The sequence below is a fragment of the Lysobacter sp. ISL-50 genome (genome assembly GCF_018612875.1).
Classification (GTDB): domain Bacteria; phylum Pseudomonadota; class Gammaproteobacteria; order Xanthomonadales; family Xanthomonadaceae; genus Lysobacter.
In genome coordinates, this window is record NZ_JAGGRI010000027.1 from 74,907 (window position 1) to 96,049 (window position 21,143).

16 protein-coding genes are annotated in these 21,143 nt (G+C 67.2%); 5 read left to right on the forward strand and 11 right to left on the reverse strand.

Annotated features, from left to right (window positions below; genetic code table 11):
- The first annotated feature begins 67 nt into the window (after nucleotides 1–67).
- Nucleotides 68–1,324, forward strand: a complete 1,257-nt coding sequence (locus J7J50_RS16690; protein WP_251044351.1) for an MFS transporter — start codon at nucleotides 68–70, stop codon at nucleotides 1,322–1,324.
- Between the two features lie 42 nt (nucleotides 1,325–1,366).
- On the opposite strand, the gene nudK is transcribed toward J7J50_RS16690, so the two are convergent.
- The 6 genes from nudK to ugpC form a co-directional block, all read right to left on the reverse strand.
- Nucleotides 1,367–1,942: a GDP-mannose pyrophosphatase NudK gene (nudK, locus tag J7J50_RS16695; protein ID WP_215060049.1), complete on the reverse strand. Its 576-nt coding sequence runs from the start codon at nucleotides 1,940–1,942 to the stop codon at nucleotides 1,367–1,369.
- A 121-nt stretch (nucleotides 1,943–2,063) separates the two neighbouring features.
- Complete coding sequence (locus J7J50_RS16700; RefSeq protein ID WP_215060051.1) at nucleotides 2,064–3,101, reverse strand: aldehyde reductase; 1,038 nt, start codon at nucleotides 3,099–3,101, stop codon at nucleotides 2,064–2,066.
- A gap of 64 nt (nucleotides 3,102–3,165) precedes the next feature.
- Nucleotides 3,166–3,747, reverse strand: coding sequence for a hypothetical protein (locus J7J50_RS16705; protein WP_215060053.1), 582 nt, complete (start codon nucleotides 3,745–3,747; stop codon nucleotides 3,166–3,168).
- A gap of 5 nt (nucleotides 3,748–3,752) precedes the next feature.
- Nucleotides 3,753–5,186, reverse strand: coding sequence for a DUF2235 domain-containing protein (locus J7J50_RS16710; RefSeq protein WP_215060055.1), 1,434 nt, complete (start codon nucleotides 5,184–5,186; stop codon nucleotides 3,753–3,755).
- Between the two features lie 67 nt (nucleotides 5,187–5,253).
- The gene (locus J7J50_RS16715; protein ID WP_215060057.1) at nucleotides 5,254–5,793 is read right to left on the reverse strand and encodes a hypothetical protein; all 540 of its coding nucleotides are present in this window, start codon (nucleotides 5,791–5,793) and stop codon (nucleotides 5,254–5,256) included.
- Between the two features lie 389 nt (nucleotides 5,794–6,182).
- Entirely contained in the window at nucleotides 6,183–7,277 is a 1,095-nt protein-coding gene (gene ugpC, locus J7J50_RS16720; RefSeq protein WP_215060059.1) for a sn-glycerol-3-phosphate ABC transporter ATP-binding protein UgpC, read from the reverse strand.
- 160 nt (nucleotides 7,278–7,437) lie between these two features.
- Between ugpC and J7J50_RS16725 the strand changes: the two genes are divergently transcribed.
- The 4 genes from J7J50_RS16725 (at nucleotide 7,438) to pgl (ending at nucleotide 12,732) form a co-directional block, all read left to right on the forward strand.
- Nucleotides 7,438–8,826, forward strand: a complete 1,389-nt coding sequence (locus tag J7J50_RS16725) for a GH1 family beta-glucosidase (protein ID WP_215060061.1) — start codon at nucleotides 7,438–7,440, stop codon at nucleotides 8,824–8,826.
- 516 nt (nucleotides 8,827–9,342) lie between these two features.
- Nucleotides 9,343–10,782 carry a glucose-6-phosphate dehydrogenase gene (zwf, locus tag J7J50_RS16730; protein ID WP_215060063.1) on the forward strand — a complete coding sequence of 480 codons (1,440 nt, stop codon included), beginning with the start codon at nucleotides 9,343–9,345 and terminating at the stop codon, nucleotides 10,780–10,782.
- A complete protein-coding gene (gene glk, locus J7J50_RS16735) occupies nucleotides 10,779–11,762 on the forward strand; it encodes a glucokinase (RefSeq protein ID WP_215060065.1) in 984 nt (327 codons plus the stop codon). Before zwf ends, glk begins: the two co-directional genes overlap by 4 nt.
- 223 nt (nucleotides 11,763–11,985) lie before the next feature.
- Complete coding sequence (gene pgl / locus J7J50_RS16740) at nucleotides 11,986–12,732, forward strand: 6-phosphogluconolactonase (protein WP_215060067.1); 747 nt, start codon at nucleotides 11,986–11,988, stop codon at nucleotides 12,730–12,732.
- A 48-nt stretch (nucleotides 12,733–12,780) separates the two neighbouring features.
- Here the strand turns inward: pgl and J7J50_RS16745 are convergent, their stop codons facing one another.
- The 5 genes from J7J50_RS16745 to J7J50_RS16765 form a co-directional block, all read right to left on the reverse strand.
- On the reverse strand, nucleotides 12,781–15,987 hold the full coding sequence (locus J7J50_RS16745; protein WP_343222528.1) for a discoidin domain-containing protein: 3,207 nt from the start codon (nucleotides 15,985–15,987) through the stop codon (nucleotides 12,781–12,783).
- Between the two features lie 329 nt (nucleotides 15,988–16,316).
- Nucleotides 16,317–17,153, reverse strand: a complete 837-nt coding sequence (locus J7J50_RS16750) for a carbohydrate ABC transporter permease (RefSeq protein ID WP_251044349.1) — start codon at nucleotides 17,151–17,153, stop codon at nucleotides 16,317–16,319.
- Nucleotides 17,150–18,028 (reverse strand): sugar ABC transporter permease, encoded by an 879-nt coding sequence (locus J7J50_RS16755; RefSeq protein ID WP_215060071.1) that lies wholly within the window; start codon nucleotides 18,026–18,028, stop codon nucleotides 17,150–17,152. The genes J7J50_RS16750 and J7J50_RS16755 overlap by 4 nt, the downstream gene beginning before the upstream one ends.
- Nucleotides 18,025–19,455 carry a sugar ABC transporter substrate-binding protein gene (locus J7J50_RS16760; protein ID WP_215060073.1) on the reverse strand — a complete coding sequence of 477 codons (1,431 nt, stop codon included), beginning with the start codon at nucleotides 19,453–19,455 and terminating at the stop codon, nucleotides 18,025–18,027. Before J7J50_RS16760 ends, J7J50_RS16755 begins: the two co-directional genes overlap by 4 nt.
- Nucleotides 19,456–19,459: 4 nt before the next feature.
- Nucleotides 19,460–21,121 carry a glucoamylase family protein gene (locus J7J50_RS16765; RefSeq protein ID WP_215060075.1) on the reverse strand — a complete coding sequence of 554 codons (1,662 nt, stop codon included), beginning with the start codon at nucleotides 21,119–21,121 and terminating at the stop codon, nucleotides 19,460–19,462.
- Nucleotides 21,122–21,143 lie beyond the last annotated feature (22 nt).

Here is a 21,143-nt window from a genome sequence, read left to right on the forward strand (position 1 = left end):
CGGGAGAGGGAGTTGTTGCGCGACGCTCGAAAACTTCGCTACACGCCGCGATACCCACGGAGCCCCGATGCCCTCCACCGCCGCCAACCGCCGTCGCATGATCGCGGCCATGATCCTGACCTACATGATGTTCGGGATCCTGCTCAACAGCGTGGGCACCGTGATCCTGCAGGCGATCCAGGGCTTCGGCATCAGCAAGAACGAGGCCAGCATCCTGGAGGCGTTCAAGGATCTGCCGATCGCGGTGGTCTCGTTCCTGACCGCCGCGCTGATGCCGCGGCTGGGCTACCGCCGGGCGATGATGCTGGGCCTGAGCATCGTCGGCGTCGCCTGCGCGCTGATGCCGGTGCTGTCGTCGTTCTGGATGACCAAGCTGCTGTTCATCGCTACCGGCGTGTCCTTCGCCCTGGCGAAAGTGTCCGTGTACTCCTCCATCGGCCTGCTCACCGAAGGCAAGCAGGCGCACGCCAGCCTGACCAGCATCATCGAAGGCTGGTTCATGGTCGGCGTGCTCGCCGGTTACTGGGTCTTCGCCTGGTTCATCAATCCGCAGTCGCCGGGCGATCCGGTCTGGCTGCACGTCTACTGGCTGCTCGCCGCCATCGCCGCCGCCATCGTGATCCTGCTGGCCAGTTCGCGGATGGACGAATCGGCCGCGCGCGACGGCCATGCCGCGGGCGAATCCTTCCTCGACATGTTCCGCCTGATCGCCCAGCCGCTGGTCGCCGCGTTCCTGGTGTCGGCGTTCCTGTACGTGCTGATCGAACAAAGCGTCGGCACCTGGCTGCCGACGTTCAATCGCGAAATCCTGCACCTGCCGACCAAAATGAGCGTGCAGGCGGCGAGCATCTTCGCCGTGTCGCTGGCGCTCGGGCGCCTGGCCGCGGGCGTGGCGCTGCGACGCGTGCCCTGGCACTGGCTGCTGAGCGTGTGCGTGATCGCGATGGCGATGCTGGTGCTGCTGGCGCTGCCGCTGGCGCGCGACGTGCAGCCGCACGAGGACATGAACTGGATGCGCGCGCCGCTGGCCGCGTATGTGTTCCCGCTGATCGGATTGTTCATGGCGCCGATCTATCCGGCGATCAATTCGGTCGTGCTCAGCTCGCTGCCGAAATCGCGGCATGCGGCGATGACCGGTTTGATCGTGGTGTTCTCCGCGCTGGGCGGCACCACCGGATCGTTCATCACCGGACAGTTGTTCGCCCGTATCGGCGGCGGCACCGCGTTCTATCTGTCGCTGCTGCCGATGGCGCTGTTGCTGCTGGGTATCGCGATGCTGAAGCGGCAATCCGGCCGCGCCGAGCGCGAGGTCGCCGCGGCCTGAGCGCCAGTCGCCGCGCCCAGGCCCGCGTGAATTGACTCAACCTCAATCCAGCAACCCGCTGGTTTTGGCGAACTGAAGCAACATGATGGTCTTGCCGTCCTTGATTTCGCCGGAAGCGACCATCCGCAAGGCCTCATCGAAGGGCATCTCCAAGACCTCGATATCCTCGCTGTCCACGCCGCCGCCATCGCTGATTCGATCCTTCTGACTGTACTCGCCGACGAAGAAGAACAGCTTCTCGGTCACCGAGCCCGGGCTCATGTAGGCCTCGAACACCTTGCGGACGTTGCCGATCGAATACCCGGTCTCTTCCTCGGTTTCGCGACGGATGCAGGTCTCGGGGTCGTCGTCGTCCAGCAAGCCCGCGCAGGTCTCGATCAACATCCCGTCGGCATTGCCGTTGACGTAGGTCGGGTAGCGGAACTGCCGGGTGAGCACGACCGTGCGCCGCGGGCGGTTGTACAGAAGGATCGTGGCGCCGTTGCCCCGATCGTAGGTTTCCCGGCTGGTGGTCTTCCACTGCCCATCGGCGTGCAGGTATTCGAACGTCGTCGTCTTCAGGACATACCAGTTGTCCGAAAGAAGCCGTACGTCTTTTACGCGAATGCGCTCATTCATTCGTTCTCTCCATGAGGTGCGATTCGGATTTCATAGCCGCGGACTTCACGCCGCCGGCCGCTTCATGCCGCCAGTCTACCCGTCGATCGCGATCGGGCATGCGTCGAATCCGAACAAGGGATCAAGCGCGCGCCCGTTCCAGTTCGATCAGACTGCGCGCGGCGGCGATAAGCCCTTCCTCGCCCGAACGCGGCGTCCATCCCAGCACGCGCTGAGCTTTAGCGCTGCTCGCGTTTTTCTTCTTGCCCAGGTCCGGCACGATCTGCCGCACCATCGGATCGAACCAGCCGGTGACGCGGACCAGCCAGTCAGGCAGTTGCCGCACCGGCACTTTATTCGCCTCCGCGCCCAGGCCGCGGCGCAGCGTTCGCGCGATGTCGATCACCGGCATGAAATCGCCGGCGACGGCGAGGAAGCGCTCGCCGTTGGCGGCCGGATCGATCATCGCGCGCAGATGCAGATCGGCGACATCGCGTACGTCGACGGTGCCGAAGTCGAGCCGCGGACAGCCGGGCAGCTTGCCGTCGAGCATGCGCCTGATGAAGGCGATGGACGTCGAATAGTCCGGGCCGAGGACCGGGCCGAATACGCCGACCGGATTGATCGCCGACAGTTCCAGACCATCGCCTTCGCGCTCGATGAATTCCCAGGCCGCGCGTTCGGCCAAGGTCTTGGATTTCGGATAGGCGGCGATCTCGCCGCTCAGATCGGACCACACGGTTTCGTCGAACGGCGCGGTGCGCGCGGGGTGTCCATAGCCGATCGCCGCGAACGACGAGGTCAGCACCACCCGCTTGACCCGCGCACCGCGCGCTGCGCGCAGCACCCGCAGCGCGCCGTCGCGCGCCGGCACGATCAGTTCGTCCTCGTGCCTGGGCACGCCGGCCGGAAAAGGCGATGCCACGTGCAGCACGTAGCCGCAACCGGCGACGGCCTCGGCCCAACCGGCGTCGCGCTCCAGATCGGCGACGGCGAACGTCAAACGATCGCCGGCCTCGACCGCGGCGTTGGCGATCATCTTGCGCACGTCGGGCTCGCGCCGAAGATCGCGCACGCTGGCGCGCACTCGGTAACCCGCGGCCAACAGTTGCGCGATGCAGTGGCTGGCGAGAAAACCCGAGCCGCCGGTGACCAACACCGTCGTCGTCGCTTCACTCATGAGATCGACAGATCGCCGGTTCGCCAAGGTCGCAGGTTTCTCGCCGCCGGAGCCCGATACCGCATCAGCGCTGCGACTCGATCAGCACGTACTCGCCCTTGCTGCCGAAACGCTTGCCGGCGCGCACGCACAGCTCGCCGTCGCAGCGGGTCAAGGCGCCGCTGCGGGTCGCTTCGAGGATGTCCTGGCCGAACTTGGCGCGCTGGATCTCGCGCATGGACTTGTTGATGAAGAACCAGCTGCCGCCGACCGCGACCGCCGAGCCCACCACCAGCGCCAGCGTGGCCTTGTAGATCAACATCTGCTGCGCGCGTTCCAGGCCCTGGCGCTGATCCTCCAGCGCCTTGCCCGCGCGCGTGGCGACCTCGGCGCTTTCGCGCAGCTGCGCGCCGATCGGGCCGAAGGATTGCTCCACCGCGCGGCCGATGGCATCGCGTGCGTGCCCCTGCACCGCCCCGACCAGTTGCTCGGCCAGTTCCTGCGCGCCGGCGCCCATGCCCATCGCGGCGCGATGCAATTCGTCGGCGCTGCGGTCCACGTGCTGCACCGCGCGCTCGCTCTGCTCCTGCAGGTGCTGAGCGAATACCGCCAGATCGGCGGCCAGTCGTTTTAGGTCTTGCGCGTCCTGCACTGCTGGGTTCTCCATTGAAGTTACGGCCCGGTCGCCCGCGACTGCGGGTTCGGCGGCGCCTCGGGCGGCAACGGCGGCTGCGCCGGCGGTTGCTCGCGCGCGGCGTGCTGCTGCGTGGCCGGGTCGGCGTGATTGAGTTGGTAGCGATCGCGCCCGCTGCGCAGCCACGCCTGAGTGGCTTCGGTGCGGGCGTGATCGAGCGTGGCCGCGCGGAACGCGCCGTCGTCGCGATTGCGCGCCGCATCGACCAGCCGGGCGAAAGTGCGGTCGATATCGCCGCCGGCACCCGCGGGACCGCCGACGGCGATGCCGCGTTCGTTGCCCGGCGCCGGCCCGATCCGCACCGGATGACGCTCGAAACGCGCGTCCATGGCCGGGTCGATCGGTTCCTTGTTGCGCGGATCGACGACCGAGCCGTGCCTTACCTGATCCTTGCCCGCGACCTCATCGACACGGTCGCGCACGCCGTCGCGGAACCCGTGCGTGGTGTAGAAGAACTGGTGTTTGTCCGAGCGATGCACGACGTTGAGTCTGGGATCGTCGGACTCGGCGCGCTTTTCCAGATACGGCCGGTCGCTCAGGCCGTTGAGGTAGTCCACCATCAGATTGCCGCTGCGCACCGACAAGCCGTTGAGCTCGTAGCTGCCGCCGATGTTGCTGTGCGCGCCGCCGACGGTGACGTTGAGGAAGCGCCGATCCTCGGCGAAGCCGTCGTGCAGGATGCTGGTGGACTTGAACTGGTCGCGGCGTTCGTCCTCGGCGGTGATCTGGAAGGCCGACATCACCGTCGGCGGCAGGCGCCGGTCGTGATTGCGCGGCTCGCCGGTGCCGACCGGATCGAACAGGCCCACCGCCTGCGGCACCTGCCCCGGCGCTTGCAACGGCGGCTTGGAATAGCTCACCTCGGTGACGTTGCCGTCCCGGTCCTTGCGATAGACCGCGCCGGTCGGGTCCTGGATGCCGCGCTCGTGCACCAGTCGCGCGAACGCGGCTTCCTGCTCGGCGCCGCGGCTGAAGCCGATCCCGACCAGGCTGATTTTCGCGTCGGGGTCTTCGGCCTTCCAATGCTTGGACTGCTCGATGAACTGCGCGTACATCTTCTCCACGCGCGGCTCGAAAGTGCGGCCGGTGGCGAGGTCCAGGGTGCTTTTGAAAAAGCCGCTCTGGGTGCCCGGGCCTTCGACGTAGCCCACGCCGATGTTGTCGTGCATGCCGTTCTGCAGTTGCTTGACGACTTCGGCGACGTTGGTGTGATTCTTCGGCTCGTCGCCGTACATGCTGTTGCCGCTGCCGTCGAAGGCGGCGACGAACAGGCGCGCATGCGGATCGGACGAATCCAGCAAGGTCGGCGCGCGCAACTGCGCGAGCTTTTCGCCGGCTTCCACGTAGCTGTCGAGGTCGTGCTCGTCGGCGGGATAGGTCTTGACGCCGTCGGGATTCTTGCCACCGCCCATCGCAAACTCTCCTTGGCATTGCGGTCCGGGCCTCGGCGCCTGCGGCGGCCGCGCCCGGTCAGGTCGATCAATACGTCCGGCTGAAGACCCGGATCAGGTCGGCGCGGAAATCGCTGTTCGGATTGTCCGGATCGCGCGGCTTTTTCAGCGGAATCATGCAGCGCATGTAGACGTTGACGGTGCGGTCGTCCACTTCCAGGATGATTTCCGGATCGTTGACGCTCACGCCCTCGGCGACGTCTTCGCGGGCGACTTCATGGCGGATCAGCTGGTCGCTGAAGATCGCCGCGATGTCGATGCTGGCGTGGTGCTCGCTCTTGTCCTTCGAACGCCACTTCACTTCGGCCGGCGCGGGGAAATTGGCGATGTCCAGGTGCGCGGCCTTCATGCGCTGCCGGTAGTCGGCACCGAACGACGACGTCGCGGCGCTGAGCTGATCCGGATCGTCCTTGCCGTGCGGAAAGCCGTTGTAGACGATGCTGCAGCCGTAGGTGTCGAAGCAGAAACCGCCGAAACGGTGACGCTGGAAACGCAGCGGCCACTGTGCCGTGGTGCCGGCGCCGGGACCGGGCTGCGCGGAAGAGTCGGTTGCGGCGGAACTGGACATGGCGGTTTGACATCCTGTTGCGGCGAATAGGGCAAGCATCGCGGCCAAGGCGCGGAGCCGGCGAACACGGGCGATACGATGCGCGGCGCAAGGTATCGCCGCGCAACGGCGGCGGCCGGTCGCGGACTGACTGTCCATCTGGATCCCTCCGGGTGCCCCGGCACACTAACATCGCAGGCCGGTCGCGCCCACCGTACGGGCGCGTCCCCTTCCGTACTGCGCAGGCGGCGGAACACACGCATGAAGTGTGCACTCAAGCGGCGATCGGACTCAACTCGCTGGTCGCGCGCACGCCGGGCCGCTGCGCATGCGGCGGCCGGACCGAGCTGCATGCGCGATGCTTCGCCGCGACCGCGGCGCGAGGATTCCGGCGCGGCCGCGCGCCGCGATTACAAACGCAGCTCGCTCTGCCGATCGAAGAAATGCATGCGCTCGGCGGCGTAGGACAAGTGCACGGTCTCGCCCGGCGCGGGCAGGTGGAACGGCGGCAGCCGCAGCACCAGATCGCAGCCGCCGCAGCCCAGATTGAGGAAGGCTTCGTTGCCGACCGGTTCGACCACTTCGACCTTGGCCGGCAAGGTGTCCGGGCCGGCTTCGGCCAGATGCATGTCTTCCGGGCGCAGGCCGATCATCAACTCGCGACCGATGTAGGCGCGCACTTTCTCCAGCATCTCGCCCTGCGGCCGCAGGCGCAGCTCAACGCCCTCGCCGATCTGCAGATGCAGGCCGCCGTCGCGTTCGACCACCGGGCCCCACAAGATATTCATCTTCGGGCTGCCCAGGAACGTCGCGACGAACAGATTGATCGGGCGCTCGTACAAGGCCATCGGCGTGTCGATCTGCTGGATCTTGCCGTCCTTCATCACCACGATGCGCTGGCCCAGGGTCATCGCTTCGACCTGATCGTGGGTCACGTAGATCATGGTGGTGCCCAGCTGACGGTGCAGCCGCGCGATCTCCACGCGCATGGTCATGCGCAGCTTGGCGTCGAGATTGGACAGCGGCTCGTCGAGCAAAAACACCTGCGCCTTGCGCACCAGCGCGCGCCCCAGCGCCACGCGCTGGCGCTGGCCGCCGGACAAGGCCGCCGGCTTGCGCTCCAGCAGCGGCTCCAGTTCCAGCATCGCCGCGGCTTCGCCGACCTGTCTGGCGACATCGGCCTTGCTCATGCCGCGCAGCTTGAGGCCGAAGCCGAGATTCTCCGCCACGGTCATGTGCGGATACAGCGCGTAGCTTTGGAAGACCATCGCGATGTCGCGATCCTTCGGCGGCATGTCGTTGACCCGGCGCTCGCCGATGCGCAGCTCGCCGTCGCTGATGGTTTCCAGGCCCGCGATCATGCGCAACAGGGTCGATTTGCCGCAGCCGGAAGGACCGACCAGCACCAGCAGTTCGCCGTCGGCGATTTCGAAACTGGCGTCGGCGACGCCGACATAGCCGTTCGGATAAACCTTGCGCAGATGCTGCAGAGTGACCTTCGCCATGAATTCTCCCGACAATGCGATCGGGGCGATGCATTTGGCCGCGCCCTGGGCTATTCTGCCATGTAACCGTTTTCGTGCACGTCCCACTTGCGGCTTTGCCGGCGGGCCTCGATCCGCCGGCCAGACCGCAGGCCCGAATGGCTCCGGAGGCCACGACGCAATGACCGACCGCACTACCGCTGACCGTACCTTTCCGCAGGGCTTTTTGTGGGGCGCCGCGACCGCTGCGCATCAGATCGAGGGCTCGCCGATGGCCGACGGCGCCGGTCCCAGCATCTGGACCCGCTTCGCCCATACGCCGGGCATGACCCTCAACGGCGACACCGGCGATGTGGCCTGCGATCACTACCGGCGCTGGAAGGAAGACGTCAGGCTGATGAAGGAACTGGGCCTGCAGGCCTACCGTTTCAGCGTGTCGTGGTCGCGCATCCTGCCCGAAGGCACCGGCCGGGTGAATCAGGCCGGGCTGGATTTCTACTCGCGCCTGGTCGATGAGTTGCTGGCCAACGGCATTGAGCCGCTGCTGACCCTGTACCACTGGGACATGCCGGCCGCGCTCGACGACCGCGGCGGCTGGCTCAACCGCGACTGCGCCGACTGGTTCGCCGAATACGGTCAGGTCCTGTATCGCGCGCTCGACGGCCGGGTCAAGAAGTGGGTCACGCTCAACGAGCCGTGGGTGATCACCGACGGCGGCTATCTGCACGGCGCCCTCGCCCCGGGCCATCGCAGCCGCTTCGAAGCGCCGATCGCCTCGCACAACCTGATGCGCGCGCACGGCGCGGCGGTGCAGGCATATCGCGCGGAAGGCAAGCACGAGATCGGCTTGGTGGTGAACATCGAGCCCAAGTACGCGGCCACCGATTCGGCCGAAGATGCCGCCGCGGTCGAGCGCGCGCACGCCTACATGAACGAGCAATACCTCGATCCGGCCCTGCTCGGCAGCTATCCGCCGGAACTGCGGGAAATCTTCGGCGAGGCCTGGCCGGAATGGCCGCAGGCGGATTTCGATCTGATCAAGCAGAAGCTCGATTTCATCGGCGTCAACTACTACACCCGCAGCGTCACCAAGGACGCGGTCAGCTACCCGCTCAACACCGGCGTGGTGCGCCAGCCGTCGGGCACCTACACCGAAACCGGCTGGGAAGTGTTCCCGCAGGGCCTGACCGACACCCTGACCTGGGTGAAGGAGCGCTACGGCGACATCCCGATGTACATCACCGAGAACGGCGCGGCCTTCTTCGACCCGCCGGTGGCCGAGCCCGACGTCAGCGGCGCGCGCCGCGTGCGCGATCCGCTGCGCATGGATTATCTGCAAAAGCACATCAGCGCGATCCACGACGCCATCCAGGCCGGCTGCGACATCCGCGGCTACATGGTCTGGTCGCTGCTGGACAACCTGGAATGGTCGCTGGGCTACTCCAAGCGCTTCGGCGTGGTGCACGTGAACTACGCCACCCAGGACCGCACGCCGAAGGACAGCGCGCGCTGGTATACGAAGGTGATCGCCAGCAACGGCAAGCATTTGAGCGAGCCGTTGCCTTATTGAGGCGGGGATTTGGGATTCGGGATTTGGGATTCGGGGGTTGGATTCACGGCTCTGGGTTGGGAATCGGGAGTCGGCAGTCGGGAGTCGGGAGTCGGGAATCGAACACCGGGACGTAGCGAATCCGACACTCGGCGCCGCTCCCTCAAGGACGTCATCCCCGCGAACGCGGGGATCCAGCGACTTTCGTACAGGTCGCGACAAAGACACTGGATTCCCGCGTTCGCGGGAATGACGGACGGATGGATTCGCGGGTGAAGCATTGATGGCCTCGCCTCAACAACGTCAACCCGACCGCTTCACCACACGTTGCCGCCCCAAACCGCCCTCCGCCCATCAAGACTGATACCGCCGGCACCCCCAAACCCCGCACCAACCGACATCCATAACAACGAATATTCGCCCTGACCCCGAGCGGCGATATGCTTGGGACCCGAGCCGGGAGCGTTCCCGGCGCACGACCGAACGCAGCTGCCGCGCTCGATCGCTGTTTCCCCCACTTTCAGAGCTCGCGGTTCCATGCACGACACCCTGCTGCTGTTCGGCGCCACCGGCGATCTCTCCCAGCGCTATCTGTTCCCGTCGCTGGTCCATCTGTGGCGCGACCGGCTGCTGCCGCCGGCGTTCCGGATCGTCGCGGTCGGCCGCCAGGAGCTGTCCGACGACGACTTCCGCGCCTGGCTGCGCGAGCGCATGGCCTCCGAGGTCGCCGACGACCCGGCCGTGGTCGAGGAACTGCTGGGCAAGATCGCCTACGTCTCGGTGGATCTGCGCGACGAGGCGGCCATCTCCACCGCCCTGGCCCGCTACGCCGACCGCCCGAGTGTCAGCTACCTGGCCACTCCGCCCGACCTGTTCGTGCCCTGCGCCAAAGGCCTGAAAGCCGCCGGCCTGCTCGAAGGCGAATCGCGCCTGGTGCTGGAAAAGCCGATCGGCCGCGACCTGGCTTCGGCGCGCGAGATCAACGCCGCGCTCAAGGCCTGCCTGGACGAATCGCGGATCTTCCGCATCGACCATTACCTGGGCAAGGCCGCGGTGCAGAACCTGCTCGCGCTGCGCCTGGGCAATACCCTGCTGGAAGCGGTGTGGGAGCATCGCTGGATCGAGTCGGTGGACATCTTCGTCGGCGAAACCGCCGGTGTGGACGGGCGCGAGGGCTATTACGCCAATTACGGCGCGCTGCGCGACATGGTCCAGAACCACATGCTGCAGTTGCTGGCGCTGATCGCGATGGAGCCGCCGTCGGTGCTCGACGCCGACAGCATCCGCGACGAAAAACGCAAAGTGCTGCGCGCGCTGCGGCCAATGAGCAACGACGACGTCGCCTCGCGCACCGTGCGCGGCCGCTATGCCGCCGGCGTGGTCGAGGGGCGCGCGGTCAAGGGCTTCGTGCACGAATCCACGGTCGAGACCTTCGTCGCGGTGGAAACCTACATCGACAACTGGCGCTGGGCCGGCGTGCCGTTCCGGTTGGTCACCGGCAAGCGCCTGGCCGAACGCGCGACCGAAGTCGTGGTCTCGTTCCGGCCGACCTCGCACTGGCTGTTCGAACGCCCGCGCCGCGGCCGCGAACGCCCCAACCGCCTGCGCATGCGCCTGCAGCCGGACGAAACCATCGAGCTGGGCCTGATGGGCAGTCTGGCCGCGCCGGAATGGGGCGCGATGGAACTCAAGCCGATGTCGCTGGACCTGTCGATGTCGGGCTCGCCGCAGCGGCGCATCGCCTACGAGCGCCTGATCGTGGATGTGCTGCGCGGCAACCAGACCCTGTTCGTGCGCGACGATGAAGTCGAAGCGGCGTGGCACTGGATCGACAGCATCGAAACCGCGTGGACCCAGACCGGCCAGCCGGCGCTCGAATACCCGGCCGGCTCCTGGGGCCCGAGCGAGGCCGAACGCTACCTGCCGCCCACCAACGGCTACCGCCCCGGCAACGGCAACAGCGGAGGCCACGCATGAGCGGTGCATTGCTCGCAGATATCGGCGGCACCAATGCCCGCTTCGCCCTCGCCTCTTCCGACCCGTCCACTCCCGCCCTGCTGCCCGACAGCGTGCAGGTGTTCGCGGTGGCCGACTTTCCGTCGCTGGCCGATGCCGCGCGGCATTACCTCGACCGCACCGGCGCGACTCCGGACCAGGGCGTGTTCGCGGTGGCTGGGCGGGTGGACGGCGATGAGGCGCGGATTACCAATCATCCTTGGGTGATCTCTTCTGAGCGCACTCGCATCGCGCTGGGGCTGACGCAGCTTCGGTTGGTCAACGATTTCGCCGCGCAGGCCATGGCGGTGTCGCTGCTGCAGCCGGCCGACGTGGTGCCGATCGGCGGCGTGCGCTGGAACGGCTGGAACGACAGCGGCGACCGCACCTACGCCATCATCGGCGCCGGCACCGGCCTGGGCGTGGGCGCGCTGCTGCGCCGCGACGGCCGCTACTACCCGCTGCAGACCGAGGGCGGCCACGTCAGCTTCGCCCCCGGCACGCCGGAAGAAATCGAAGTGCTGCAGCGCCTGTCGGGCGAATTCGGCCGCGTCTCCAATGAGCGCCTGCTCAGCGGCAGCGGTCTGGTGAATCTGCATCGCGCGCTGAGCCAGATCGCCGGCGAAGACCCCGGCCCGCTGCAGCCGCAGGACATCACCGCGATGGCGCGCGAAGGCGACGCGCGCTGCCTGCGCGCGATCGATGTGTTCTGCGCGGTGTTCGGCGCCGCCGCGGGCGATCTGGTGCTGACCCTGGGCGCGTGGGACGGCGTGTTCCTGCCCGGCGGCCTGGTGCCGAAGCTGATGCCGTGGCTGGCCCATTCCGGCTTCCGCCAGCGCTTCGAACACAAGGGCCGGTTTTCGCCGACGATGGCGCGGGTGCCGACCCTGGCGGTGACTCACGCGCAACCGGGCCTGCTCGGCGCGGCGGCGCTGGCGTCGCGGCTCGAACCGGTCGGCTGAGTCCGGCCGGATCGGTCGGATCGCCGCGAGCTAACCGCTCGCATCCGGCCGTTCCGATCACATCGCTGAATCAGGGGCGGGCGTTACGTGCCCGCACGCCGCGACTCGCCGTCGCGGCCGCTGCTCACGCCATCAATTCGTGTGCCGATCAACGAAGCGCATGAGGCATAAGTCACACCCGGCGAGCACACCGCCTTAAACCCCGGCGTGCGAAGATCGCCGCATGCTCGACGACTCCTCACCCGTCCCGCACGATCCGGCGCAGCCCCAGGCCACGCCATACCGCTGGCACGAACACCGCAGCCTCGACACCTGGACCTGGGCCTGCGCGGTGGCGATCGCGGCCGACCTGCGCCGCGAACTCGCGCGCCGTCCGCGTGCGCGCCTGCTGCTGTCGGGCGGCACCACGCCGGCGCCGGTCTACCGCGCCCTGGCGCGCGCACCGCTGGACTGGGCGCGGGTCGATGTCGCCCTGGTCGATGAGCGCTGGCTGTTGCCGAACGATCCCGACGCCAACGCCTGGCTGGTGCGCCAGCATCTGCTGCGCGACAACGCCGCCGCCGCGCGTTTCGAATCATTGACCCAGCCCGGCCGCACCCTGGAGGAAGCCGTCGCTTTCGCCAACGCACACGCGCGCCAGAGCGCGGTCGCCGCGGTGCTGGGCATGGGCGAAGACGGCCACACCGCCTCGCTGTTTCCCGGCCTGCCGGCGCTGGACCGGGTGCTGGCGTCGAAGCAGCCCTACGTCGCCATCGACGCCAGCGGCGCGCCCGGCGCGGGCCGATGGAGCAAGCGCATCAGCCTGACCCCGGTCGGCCTGGCCTACGCGCAAGCGCGCTTCCTGCTGATCCAGGGCAAGGCCAAGCGCGAGACCTTCCGCGAGGCCGTGGCCAGCGGCGACATCAAGCGCTGGCCGGTGTTGATCGGCATGGAAGGCGACGTCGGCCTCGACGTGCATTGGTGCCCGTAACGCGATAACGCGGCGCGCTTGCGAACCATCGCAACGCGCGCCGGCGGCTTACGGCAGCTCGATCGACACCTTCGCCGGCACCCGCTCGATCCTCAGCTCGCCGTTGTTCCACGCACGCTCGCGCCCGTCCACCCGGGTCGCGCCCGGCTGGCCGTCGAACGGCCACTTCACGATCACGCCGCCGGCCGGCATCTGCAGCCCCGGCCCGATCTCCAAGGTCGCCTTCGCGCCTTCGCGCTTGAACCGATAGCCCAAGGCGCCGTACGGCGTGCGCAGGCCCGCGACCGTCACGCCCTCGCCGTCCAGCCACGACGCCGGCAGGCCGGCGGCGATCACCAGCGATTGATCGACATCGCGCGTGTAGGCGAACAGATCCAGCGCCGAGCGCACATAGTCCGACTCGACCCAGGCATGCGGCAGATCGCCGACGAAGAACGGTTTGCGCGGCGTGCGCGAGACCACTTCGGCCCACTGATTCCAGCCGCGCGGCTGCTGATCGTCGAAGAAGAACGCCAGCGCCTCGTGCGCGCGCTCGCGCCAGCCCAGGCGCACGAAGCTGCCGATGGTGCGCAGTTCGTACGGCGTGTAGTCCTTCCACTCGCGGCGGCCGTCGCGGCGATCGACGAATTCCTTCCAGTAGCGCTCGAAGGTGTTGTTCAACAAGGTCTGCGGCAGCAGGCCCTGCTCGCCGCCGGGCGCGAGCGCGATGGTGGTGGAGGTCGCGTCGAAATCGCCGAGTTCGGCGGCGCCGGGAATGTAGTCGATGCCGTGGCGGCGGGTGGCGTGGCCGATCGATGCGTACAGATCCTCGCGGAACTGATCGCGCGCGGCGCTGAAGGTTTTGATCTGCGCGTCCTTGCCCAGCCACGTCGCGATCTCGACCGCATCCTTGTAGCCGCGCAGCGCCCAGAAATTGTCCCAGTACGAATGCATCGGCTTGGCCGAATAACCCTCGTGGCTGATCGAGGCCGGCATCATCCCGTAGAAGGCCGGGTCGCGTTCGCGATTGGCCGCGGTGCGCTCGCTCAGGCGCAGCGCGTCCATGTAGCGCATCGCGCCCTCGACGTGCGGCCACATCGATTCCAGCAGGGCGCGGTCGTGGGTGTAGCGATAGACCTCGGCGATGGTGAAGATCAGCTCGCCGTGGCTGTCGTTCTCCGGCACCGGATCGCTGCCGCGGTCATCGACGCAGCACGGCACCTTGCCGTTGCCGAACTGATACGGCGCATACCAGCGCAGGAATTCCTCCGCCACATCTTCGCGGCCCATGCGCAACAGGCCTTCGCCGATCATCGCACCGTCGCGGATCCAGGCGCGCGCATACGAACGCGTGCCCGGCTGCAAGCGCGGGCCGGTGCGGCTGATCAGCATGTGCGCCAGCCCGGTGCGCAAGGTGTCGACCACGCGCTGGCCGGCGCGCGGCACGCGCAGTTGCACGCGGTCGAGTTTGTCGCGCCACTGTTGCGCGACCAGCGCCTGCAAGGCATCGACTTCGGCCAGATCGGCGAAGCCGGCATCGTCCGCGCCCGACAGCGCCGTGCTCCAGGTGAACTCGCGCGACTGCCCCGGCGCCAGTTCGACCCGATAGAACAAGGCCCCCGACGCCAGCGCGTTACGATCGTTGGCGACGGCGCTCATGGCGCTGCCGCCGAGCCGGCGCAGAATCTCGCCGGACGTCGTGCAGTTGGCGCACGGCGAATTCCAGTCGGCGCGGGCCAGACGTTCGACCACTTCGCCGTGATCGAAGCTCATCGCGTAGGCCGCATCGGCGGCGCTGGCCTGCACGCGGCGCTTGCGGGTTTTCTCCGCCGAACCGCTGGCGGCGGCGCCTTCGACGCTGAAGCCGTGTTCGTCGCTGCGCAGCGCGCGGATCTCGCTGACGCCGCCGACCTGGCTCAGGAACTGCGTCGGCGGATTGACCTGGAACGGCCGCAGCGCCAGCACGAACACGTAGCTGCGCGGCTGCGCGGTGTCGTTGTGCAGGCGGTAGCGCGCGGTCAGGCGCGAGCGCGCGCGATCGCCGGATGCGAATGCGCTGACATCGAGCTTGAAGCGCGGATGCGACCAATGCACCGACGGCATCGGCAGATAGCCGTCCTGCAGGGATTGCGAGGTCTGCACATCGGCCCAGGTGACCAGTTGGCCATCGCTGATCAGCATCGGTTCCAGGCTGAAACCGCCCTTGCCGACTTCGATCGCGCCGTCCTCGCCGATCAAGCCCTGGTCGCTGCCGCCATCGACGCCGATCAACGTCCAATACGGCTGCTCGCCGCTGAACCCGCGCGGAAAGCGGCCGCGCGGCGCCTGCGCGGCGATCGAACGCACGAAGTCGTTCGGCGTCGCCGCGAACGACAACGGCTGCACCTGCAATTGCGCCAGTGCGAACGAAGCGCCGGGCCCGGCCATCGGCTGCAGACGCAGATAGCGCGCTTCGGATTCGGGCAAGGCCAGATAATCCGCACCGCCGTCGCCATCGCCAACCATCGCCCCATCGCGCCACTGCCGGGCGTCGTCGGACAGTTGCAGCCGGTAGGCCGAGGCATAGGCATCGCTGGCCCAGCGCAGGATCGCGCCGCCGAATTCGCGTTTGCGGCCCAGGTCGAACAACAGTTGCGGCGGTTGCGCCGCATCGAAACGCGCGCGCCATGCGGTGTCGGGCTTGCCATCGACCGCGTTCGCCGCCGCGCCGTTCGCATCGGCCTTCGAAGCGCTCGCCGTGCCGGTGTACGGCCCGCCCGGATCGAGCGGCAAGGCCCGCAGGCTCAGCGAATCGAAACACACCGAGCCCTTGCCGCCGGCGCTGTTGTAGACGGTGAACTCCAGCTTGGCGCTGCGGCGCAGGCTCGGGTCCGGCGCCGGGCCCCAGGCGCGGCCGATATGGCGTTTCTTGTAGACGACCGGCGTCCACTGCTTCGGAAAATCGTACTTGGGCGTGTTGACCCACCACACGTTGTCGCCGCTGGCATCGACCAGCTTGAACTGCAGATCGTTGGCCGGCGAATCGCCGCGCAGCTGGAACGCGAACTGATAGTTGTCCGGGTACTCCAGCGGCAATTCGCGCTGCAGGCCGGCGTAACCGGACACGCCGTTGAAGTCGTAGTCCAGGCACAAGCCGCCGCCTTGCGCGCCTTCGACCTTGCGCAGGCTCGCGCTGACTTGATCGGAGACCACGACTTTCCAGGGCGTCGCCGATTCGAAATCGTCGAGCCCCTGCGGCTGCGCAGCGGACGCATGGCCATGAGCCGCCGCCAGCACCAACGCCCACCACGAAGTCTTTTGTAGGAGGGCCTTCAGGCCCGATGCCTTTCGATCAGATCGCTGAGCATCTTGGGCTCGCGTCAACAACCGGCTGAGGGTTCCGGCGATCTGAGACGAGAGCATCGGGCCTGAAGGCCCTCCCACAACAGCCGACGAAAACATCGGGCCTGAAGGCCCTCCCACAACAACCGACGAAAGCATCGGGCCTGAAGGCCCTCCCACAACAGCCGAGCCTGGCCAGGCGGCGAACACACGCGCCACGACCGAGAGGTAGCGTTCCGACATTCCTTCCACCTTGTCCGCGCCGCGCATCGCGGCTGAGTGTTCTAGCCCTTGACGCTGCCGACCAGCAGGCCCTGCAGGTAATGCCGCTGCAGCACCAGGAACAACAGCAACACCGGCACCACGGTCACCACCGAGCCGGCCATCATCATCTCGTTGTCCTGCACGTGCTCGCGCGACAGCGACGCCAGCGCGACCGGCAGGGTCTGCAGGTTTTCGTCGCTGAGCACGATCAGCGGCCACATGAAATCGTTCCAGGCGCCCAGGAAACTGAAGATCGCCAGGGTCACCAGGATCGGCCGCAACGCCGGCAGCACGATCTGGAAAAAGATCCGCAACTCGCCGGCGCCGTCGATGCGCGGCGCCTCCAGCAATTCGTCCGGGATCGAGCGCGCGTACTGCCGCACCAGGAAGATGCCGAAGATGCCCGCCATGCCCGGCACCACCGCGCCGGCATAGCTGTTGATCAAACCCATCTGCTTGAGCATCAGGAACAGCGGCATCATCGACACCTGCGCCGGAATCACCAGCGCCGCCAGCAGCAGCCGGAACAGCCGCTCGCGCCCGGGAAAATCCAGCTTGGCGAAAGCGTAGCCGGCCAGCGTGTTGAGCAGCACCGCGATCAGCGTGACCAGGATCGAGATCAGAAAACTGTTGAACAGATACCGGCCCATGCCCATGCGCGAGAACAGTTCATGGTAGTTGTGCAAGGTCGGGTTGGAGGACCACAGCGGCGGCGGAAACGCGCTGGCCTCGCCGGGCTGCATCAGCGACACCGCGAACATCCACAGCAGCGGCGCCAGGCTCAGCGCCGCCAGCCCTATCAGCAAACCGTTGACGATCGCCTTGGCCAACCAGGCCGGCATGCCCGAGTCGTTCATTCGATCCCCTTGCGGCGCGCGATCCACATCAGGCCGCTGGTCGCCGCGGTCATCAACACGAACAGCAAGAACGCCACCGCCGAAGCGTTGCCGAGGTTCCACCACTTGAAGCCTTCCTCGTACATCAGGTACAGCACGCTGACCGTGCTTTGCAGCGGCCCGCCCTGGGTGATGACGTAAGGCTCGGCGAACAACTGGAAATACCCGGCCAGGGTCAGGATGCTGACCATCAGCAACACCGGCCCCAGGATCGGCAAGGTGATGTAGCGGAACTGGCGGGACTGGCTGGCGCCGTCGATGCGCGCGGCCTCGTACAGGTCTTCCGGAATCGCCTGCAGGCCGGCGAGGAAGATGATCATGTTGTAGCCGAAGTTCTTCCACACCGCGAACGCGATGATGCTCGGCATCGCCCAGTGCGGATCGCCGAGCCAATCGACCGGATCGATGCCGACCCACGACAGGCCCCAGTTCACCAGCCCGTAGCGGGTATGGAACAGATACCGCCAGATCACCGCGACCGCGACCACCGTAGTCACCACCGGGGCGAAGAACGCGGTACGGAAGAACGGCTTGAACCAGCCCAGCCTGGAATGCAGCAGCAAGGCCGCGCCCAGCGACACCGCGATCGACAAGGGCACGCCGGCGGCGACGAAGTACAAGGTGTTGCCCAGCGCGCTCCAGAACAAGGGATTGCGCAACAGGTTGAGGTAGTTGTCGAAGGCGACGAAGCGCAGGTTGTCGATATGCGCCAGCGAATAGATATCGAAGTCGGTCAGGCTCAGCGCCAGCGCGGCCAGCACCGGCAATCCGAAGAACAGGCCGATGACGCTGACGGCGGGCCCGGCGAACACCCAGCCGGCGGTGGCAGGTTTCATCCGCGTTCTCCCACCGAAGCCGATGAAGTACCTACCGCTTCGTCCGAAGCCCGCAAGCTCCGCTCCGCACCGGCCGCCTGCTTCGCTGCGCCCGCCGCGGGCTTAAGCGTCTGATGGTCCAACATCCACCGCCGCTTCTCCAAGATCCGATCGGCGCGGCGATCCAGCTCGGCCGCCGCCTCATCCACGCTGACCCGCCCGTTGGCGAGTTGTTCGCCGACCAGCTTGACCTCGGTCGCGATGCGCTCCCACTCCGGCACCTTCGGCGCCGGCCGCGCGCGTTCGAGCTGATCGCGGAACGCGCGCGCATACACGTCGCCGGCGAGCTTGGGCGCGTTCCAGGCGCTGCGCCGCGGCGGCAGATCGCCGGTGATCTCGTGGAACTTCGCCTGCACGTCCGGCTCGGACAGATACGCGATCAACTTCCACGCCGCGTCCTCGCGCTTGGCCCCGCGGAACAGCACGAAGCTGGCGCCGCCGGCGACCGAGGCGCCCGGGCCGTGTTCGCCCGGCAGCGGCATGGTCATCCACGAAGACTGCAGGTCGGCCGGCAAGCGATTGCGGAATTCGGCGATATTCCACGGGCCGTTGACGTAGAAACTGAAATAGCCGCGGCCGAACTCGTTCCAGACGTTGGCGATCTGGGTGTTGCTGGCCAGCGGCGCCCATTGCTTGTCGAAGACTTCGCGATAAAAGCTCAGCGCGCGCTTGAACCCGGGGCTGCGGAAATTGCCGTAGCGGCCGTCCTCGCGCAGCAGCGGCTCCGGCGCCTGGATGCCGAGGTTGAGCAAGGGCTCGGCCTCGTTGAGTGGAAACAGCGTGGCATAACGCTTGGGGCCGACCTCGCGCTTGATCGCCGCCATCGCGACCTTCCACTCGTCCCAGGTCGTCGGCGGGCGCTGGATGCCGGCCTGTTCGAGCAGGTCGCGGCGGTAGTACGGCAAGCGCGTTTCCACGTACCACGGCACCGCGAAGGTGGTGCCGCCGATCACGCCGGTGTCCCAGGCGCCGAAGAAATAGTCCTGGCGCTGCGGCGCGGCGGGATCGGTCAGGCGCGCGTCCAGCGGCGTCAGCGCATCGAGCAGGGCGAATTCGGAAATCCACGTGTTGCCGATCGCGCCGACATCGGGCAAGGCGTCGCCGGCGAAGGCGGTCAGCAGCTTCTCGTGCGCGGCGCTGATCGGCAGTTGCTGCACTTCCACGCGGATGCCGGGATTGCGCCGCTCGAACTCCGGGATCAGCTTGAGCACCTGCTCGCCTTCGTAGCCCATCGCCCAGAAGCGCACGCGCTCGCGGCCGTCGTCGCGCTGCGAACACGCGCCCAGCAGCAGCGCCGCGCCCAGCGCGATCGCCGCCAGCGCCCGTGCGCGCGGCCCCGGTTCGATGCCCTCGCCCCCCCTGCGCGCGTGACTGCCGGCTCGCCTCATGCCGTCAATCCGGCTTCGGCGCGGCCTGCTTCGCCGGCGCGTTGGTGCGGCCCGCGCGCGACTCCGCCTCGCCCAGCGCGCGCGCCGTGGCCGGGTCCATGGCGCCGGCCGGCTTCGCTTCGGGCTTGGCCTGTTCGGCGGCCTTCTTGTCCTTGCCGCCGTCCTTGCCCTTGTCGTCCGCCGGCGCCAGCCAGCCGCCCTTGAATCCGGCGCGTTCCAGGCCCGCGCGGACGTAGGGATTGCGCTTCATGACGTTCCAGACGAACTCGTTGCGGTAGTTGCTGATCATCGCCAGGATCGGGCCCTGGTCGATGCCGATGTAGTCGCTCGACACCCAGCCGTGATCGGGCACCACGCGCCCGGTCTTCAGCGGGATGTCGTACTTGAAGCTGGGATTGAACGAATCCAGGAAGCCGTAGCTGGAATAGATGTATTCGCCGTAGCGCTCGTGCATGGTCACGGTGGTGGGAATCACGATCTCCGGCGCGAACGGCAGGGACGCGATCGCCGCGGTCGGCGCGATGGTGCCGTCGTCGAAGTTCTCGCGCAGGCCGGCGCCGCGCGCGGAGTAATGGCGGAACTGGCGCTGCTCGCCGCGATATTCCTGCAACGTCTGCTGCGGCCCGTCGCTGGCGGTCAGGCCCCACACCTCCGGGCCGTAATCCTCCCACTTCATCGGGTTGGCGATGGCGTAAGCGCGCTGGGCGTAGGCGGCGCGGCGGCTGTTCTCGAAGTAATCGATGCCGCGCTCGCGCATGTAGTCGTCCTGGATGCCGCGGAAATCGATCCAGACGTGGCTGTACTGATGGCCGAACAAGGGACCGAAGGCCAGGAATTCCTCGCCCTGGTACACCCCCCACACGTCGTTGTAGGTGCGCGTCCACACCGTCCAGGCCTCCGGCCCGACCGGATGGGTCGGCGAGCCCAGCGCTAGCACGTACAGCAGCATGGCTTCGTTGTAGCCCATCCAGTCGTGCTTGATGAAACCGCTCTCGGGGAACCAGCCCATCGACACCAGCGGCTTGTTCTGCTGCAGCCAGGTCCAGTCCACGCGCTTGTACAGCGTGTCGGCCAGCTCGCGGATTTCCTTCTCGCGCGGCTCGTCGCGGTCGTAGTACGACTGCGCGAACAGCACGCCCATCATCAGCAGGCCGGTGTCCACGCTCGACAGTTCGACCCAGCTGTCGTAGCGCTGGCCTTTCTGCATGTCGAGGAAGTGGTAGTAAAAGCCCTTGTAACTGCCCTTGCCGGTCGCCTGCGGCCCGGCCGGCAGATCGCGCAGGAATTTCAGCGTGGTCAGGGTGCGATCCACCGCCTGATTGCGGCTGACCCAGCCGCGCTCGATGCCGACCGGATACGCGGTCAACGCGAACCCGGTAGAAGCGATACTCGCGAACGGCCTGGACGGATATCGATCCGGCGTCAGCCCGTTCTGCTCATTGGTCGTGTCCCAGAAAAACTGGAACGTGCGTTTTTCGATATCGCGGAACAGCGGCGGCAACTCCAGCCGCTCCTGCTTGAGCGGCTCGACCACGACGGGCTCCGGACTCACGATGGGTTGCGTCTGCGATTGCGTTTCCGGCTTCTTGCAGGCGGACAGGACGAGCAACAACGTGCCCAGGACAGCGAAGGAAATCGCACGTGTTGTCGTTTTGACGCATCGCATGAAAACCAAAGACCCCTGTGTC

Coding starts and splice junctions, on each gene's coding strand:
- J7J50_RS16755 (WP_215060071.1), bottom strand. CDS start 18,028: ATGAAACCTGCCACCGCCGGCTGGGTGTTCGCCGGGCCCGCCGTCAGC.
- nudK (WP_215060049.1), bottom strand. CDS start 1,942: ATGAATGAGCGCATTCGCGTAAAAGACGTACGGCTTCTTTCGGACAAC.
- J7J50_RS16765 (WP_215060075.1), bottom strand. CDS start 21,121: ATGCGATGCGTCAAAACGACAACACGTGCGATTTCCTTCGCTGTCCTG.
- pgl (WP_215060067.1), top strand. CDS start 11,986: ATGCTCGACGACTCCTCACCCGTCCCGCACGATCCGGCGCAGCCCCAG.
- J7J50_RS16725 (WP_215060061.1), top strand. CDS start 7,438: ATGACCGACCGCACTACCGCTGACCGTACCTTTCCGCAGGGCTTTTTG.
- zwf (WP_215060063.1), top strand. CDS start 9,343: ATGCACGACACCCTGCTGCTGTTCGGCGCCACCGGCGATCTCTCCCAG.
- ugpC (WP_215060059.1), bottom strand. CDS start 7,277: ATGGCGAAGGTCACTCTGCAGCATCTGCGCAAGGTTTATCCGAACGGC.
- J7J50_RS16760 (WP_215060073.1), bottom strand. CDS start 19,455: ATGAGGCGAGCCGGCAGTCACGCGCGCAGGGGGGGCGAGGGCATCGAA.
- J7J50_RS16700 (WP_215060051.1), bottom strand. CDS start 3,101: ATGAGTGAAGCGACGACGACGGTGTTGGTCACCGGCGGCTCGGGTTTT.
- J7J50_RS16690 (WP_251044351.1), top strand. CDS start 68: ATGCCCTCCACCGCCGCCAACCGCCGTCGCATGATCGCGGCCATGATC.
- J7J50_RS16715 (WP_215060057.1), bottom strand. CDS start 5,793: ATGTCCAGTTCCGCCGCAACCGACTCTTCCGCGCAGCCCGGTCCCGGC.
- glk (WP_215060065.1), top strand. CDS start 10,779: ATGAGCGGTGCATTGCTCGCAGATATCGGCGGCACCAATGCCCGCTTC.
- J7J50_RS16705 (WP_215060053.1), bottom strand. CDS start 3,747: ATGGAGAACCCAGCAGTGCAGGACGCGCAAGACCTAAAACGACTGGCC.
- J7J50_RS16710 (WP_215060055.1), bottom strand. CDS start 5,186: ATGGGCGGTGGCAAGAATCCCGACGGCGTCAAGACCTATCCCGCCGAC.
- J7J50_RS16750 (WP_251044349.1), bottom strand. CDS start 17,153: ATGAACGACTCGGGCATGCCGGCCTGGTTGGCCAAGGCGATCGTCAAC.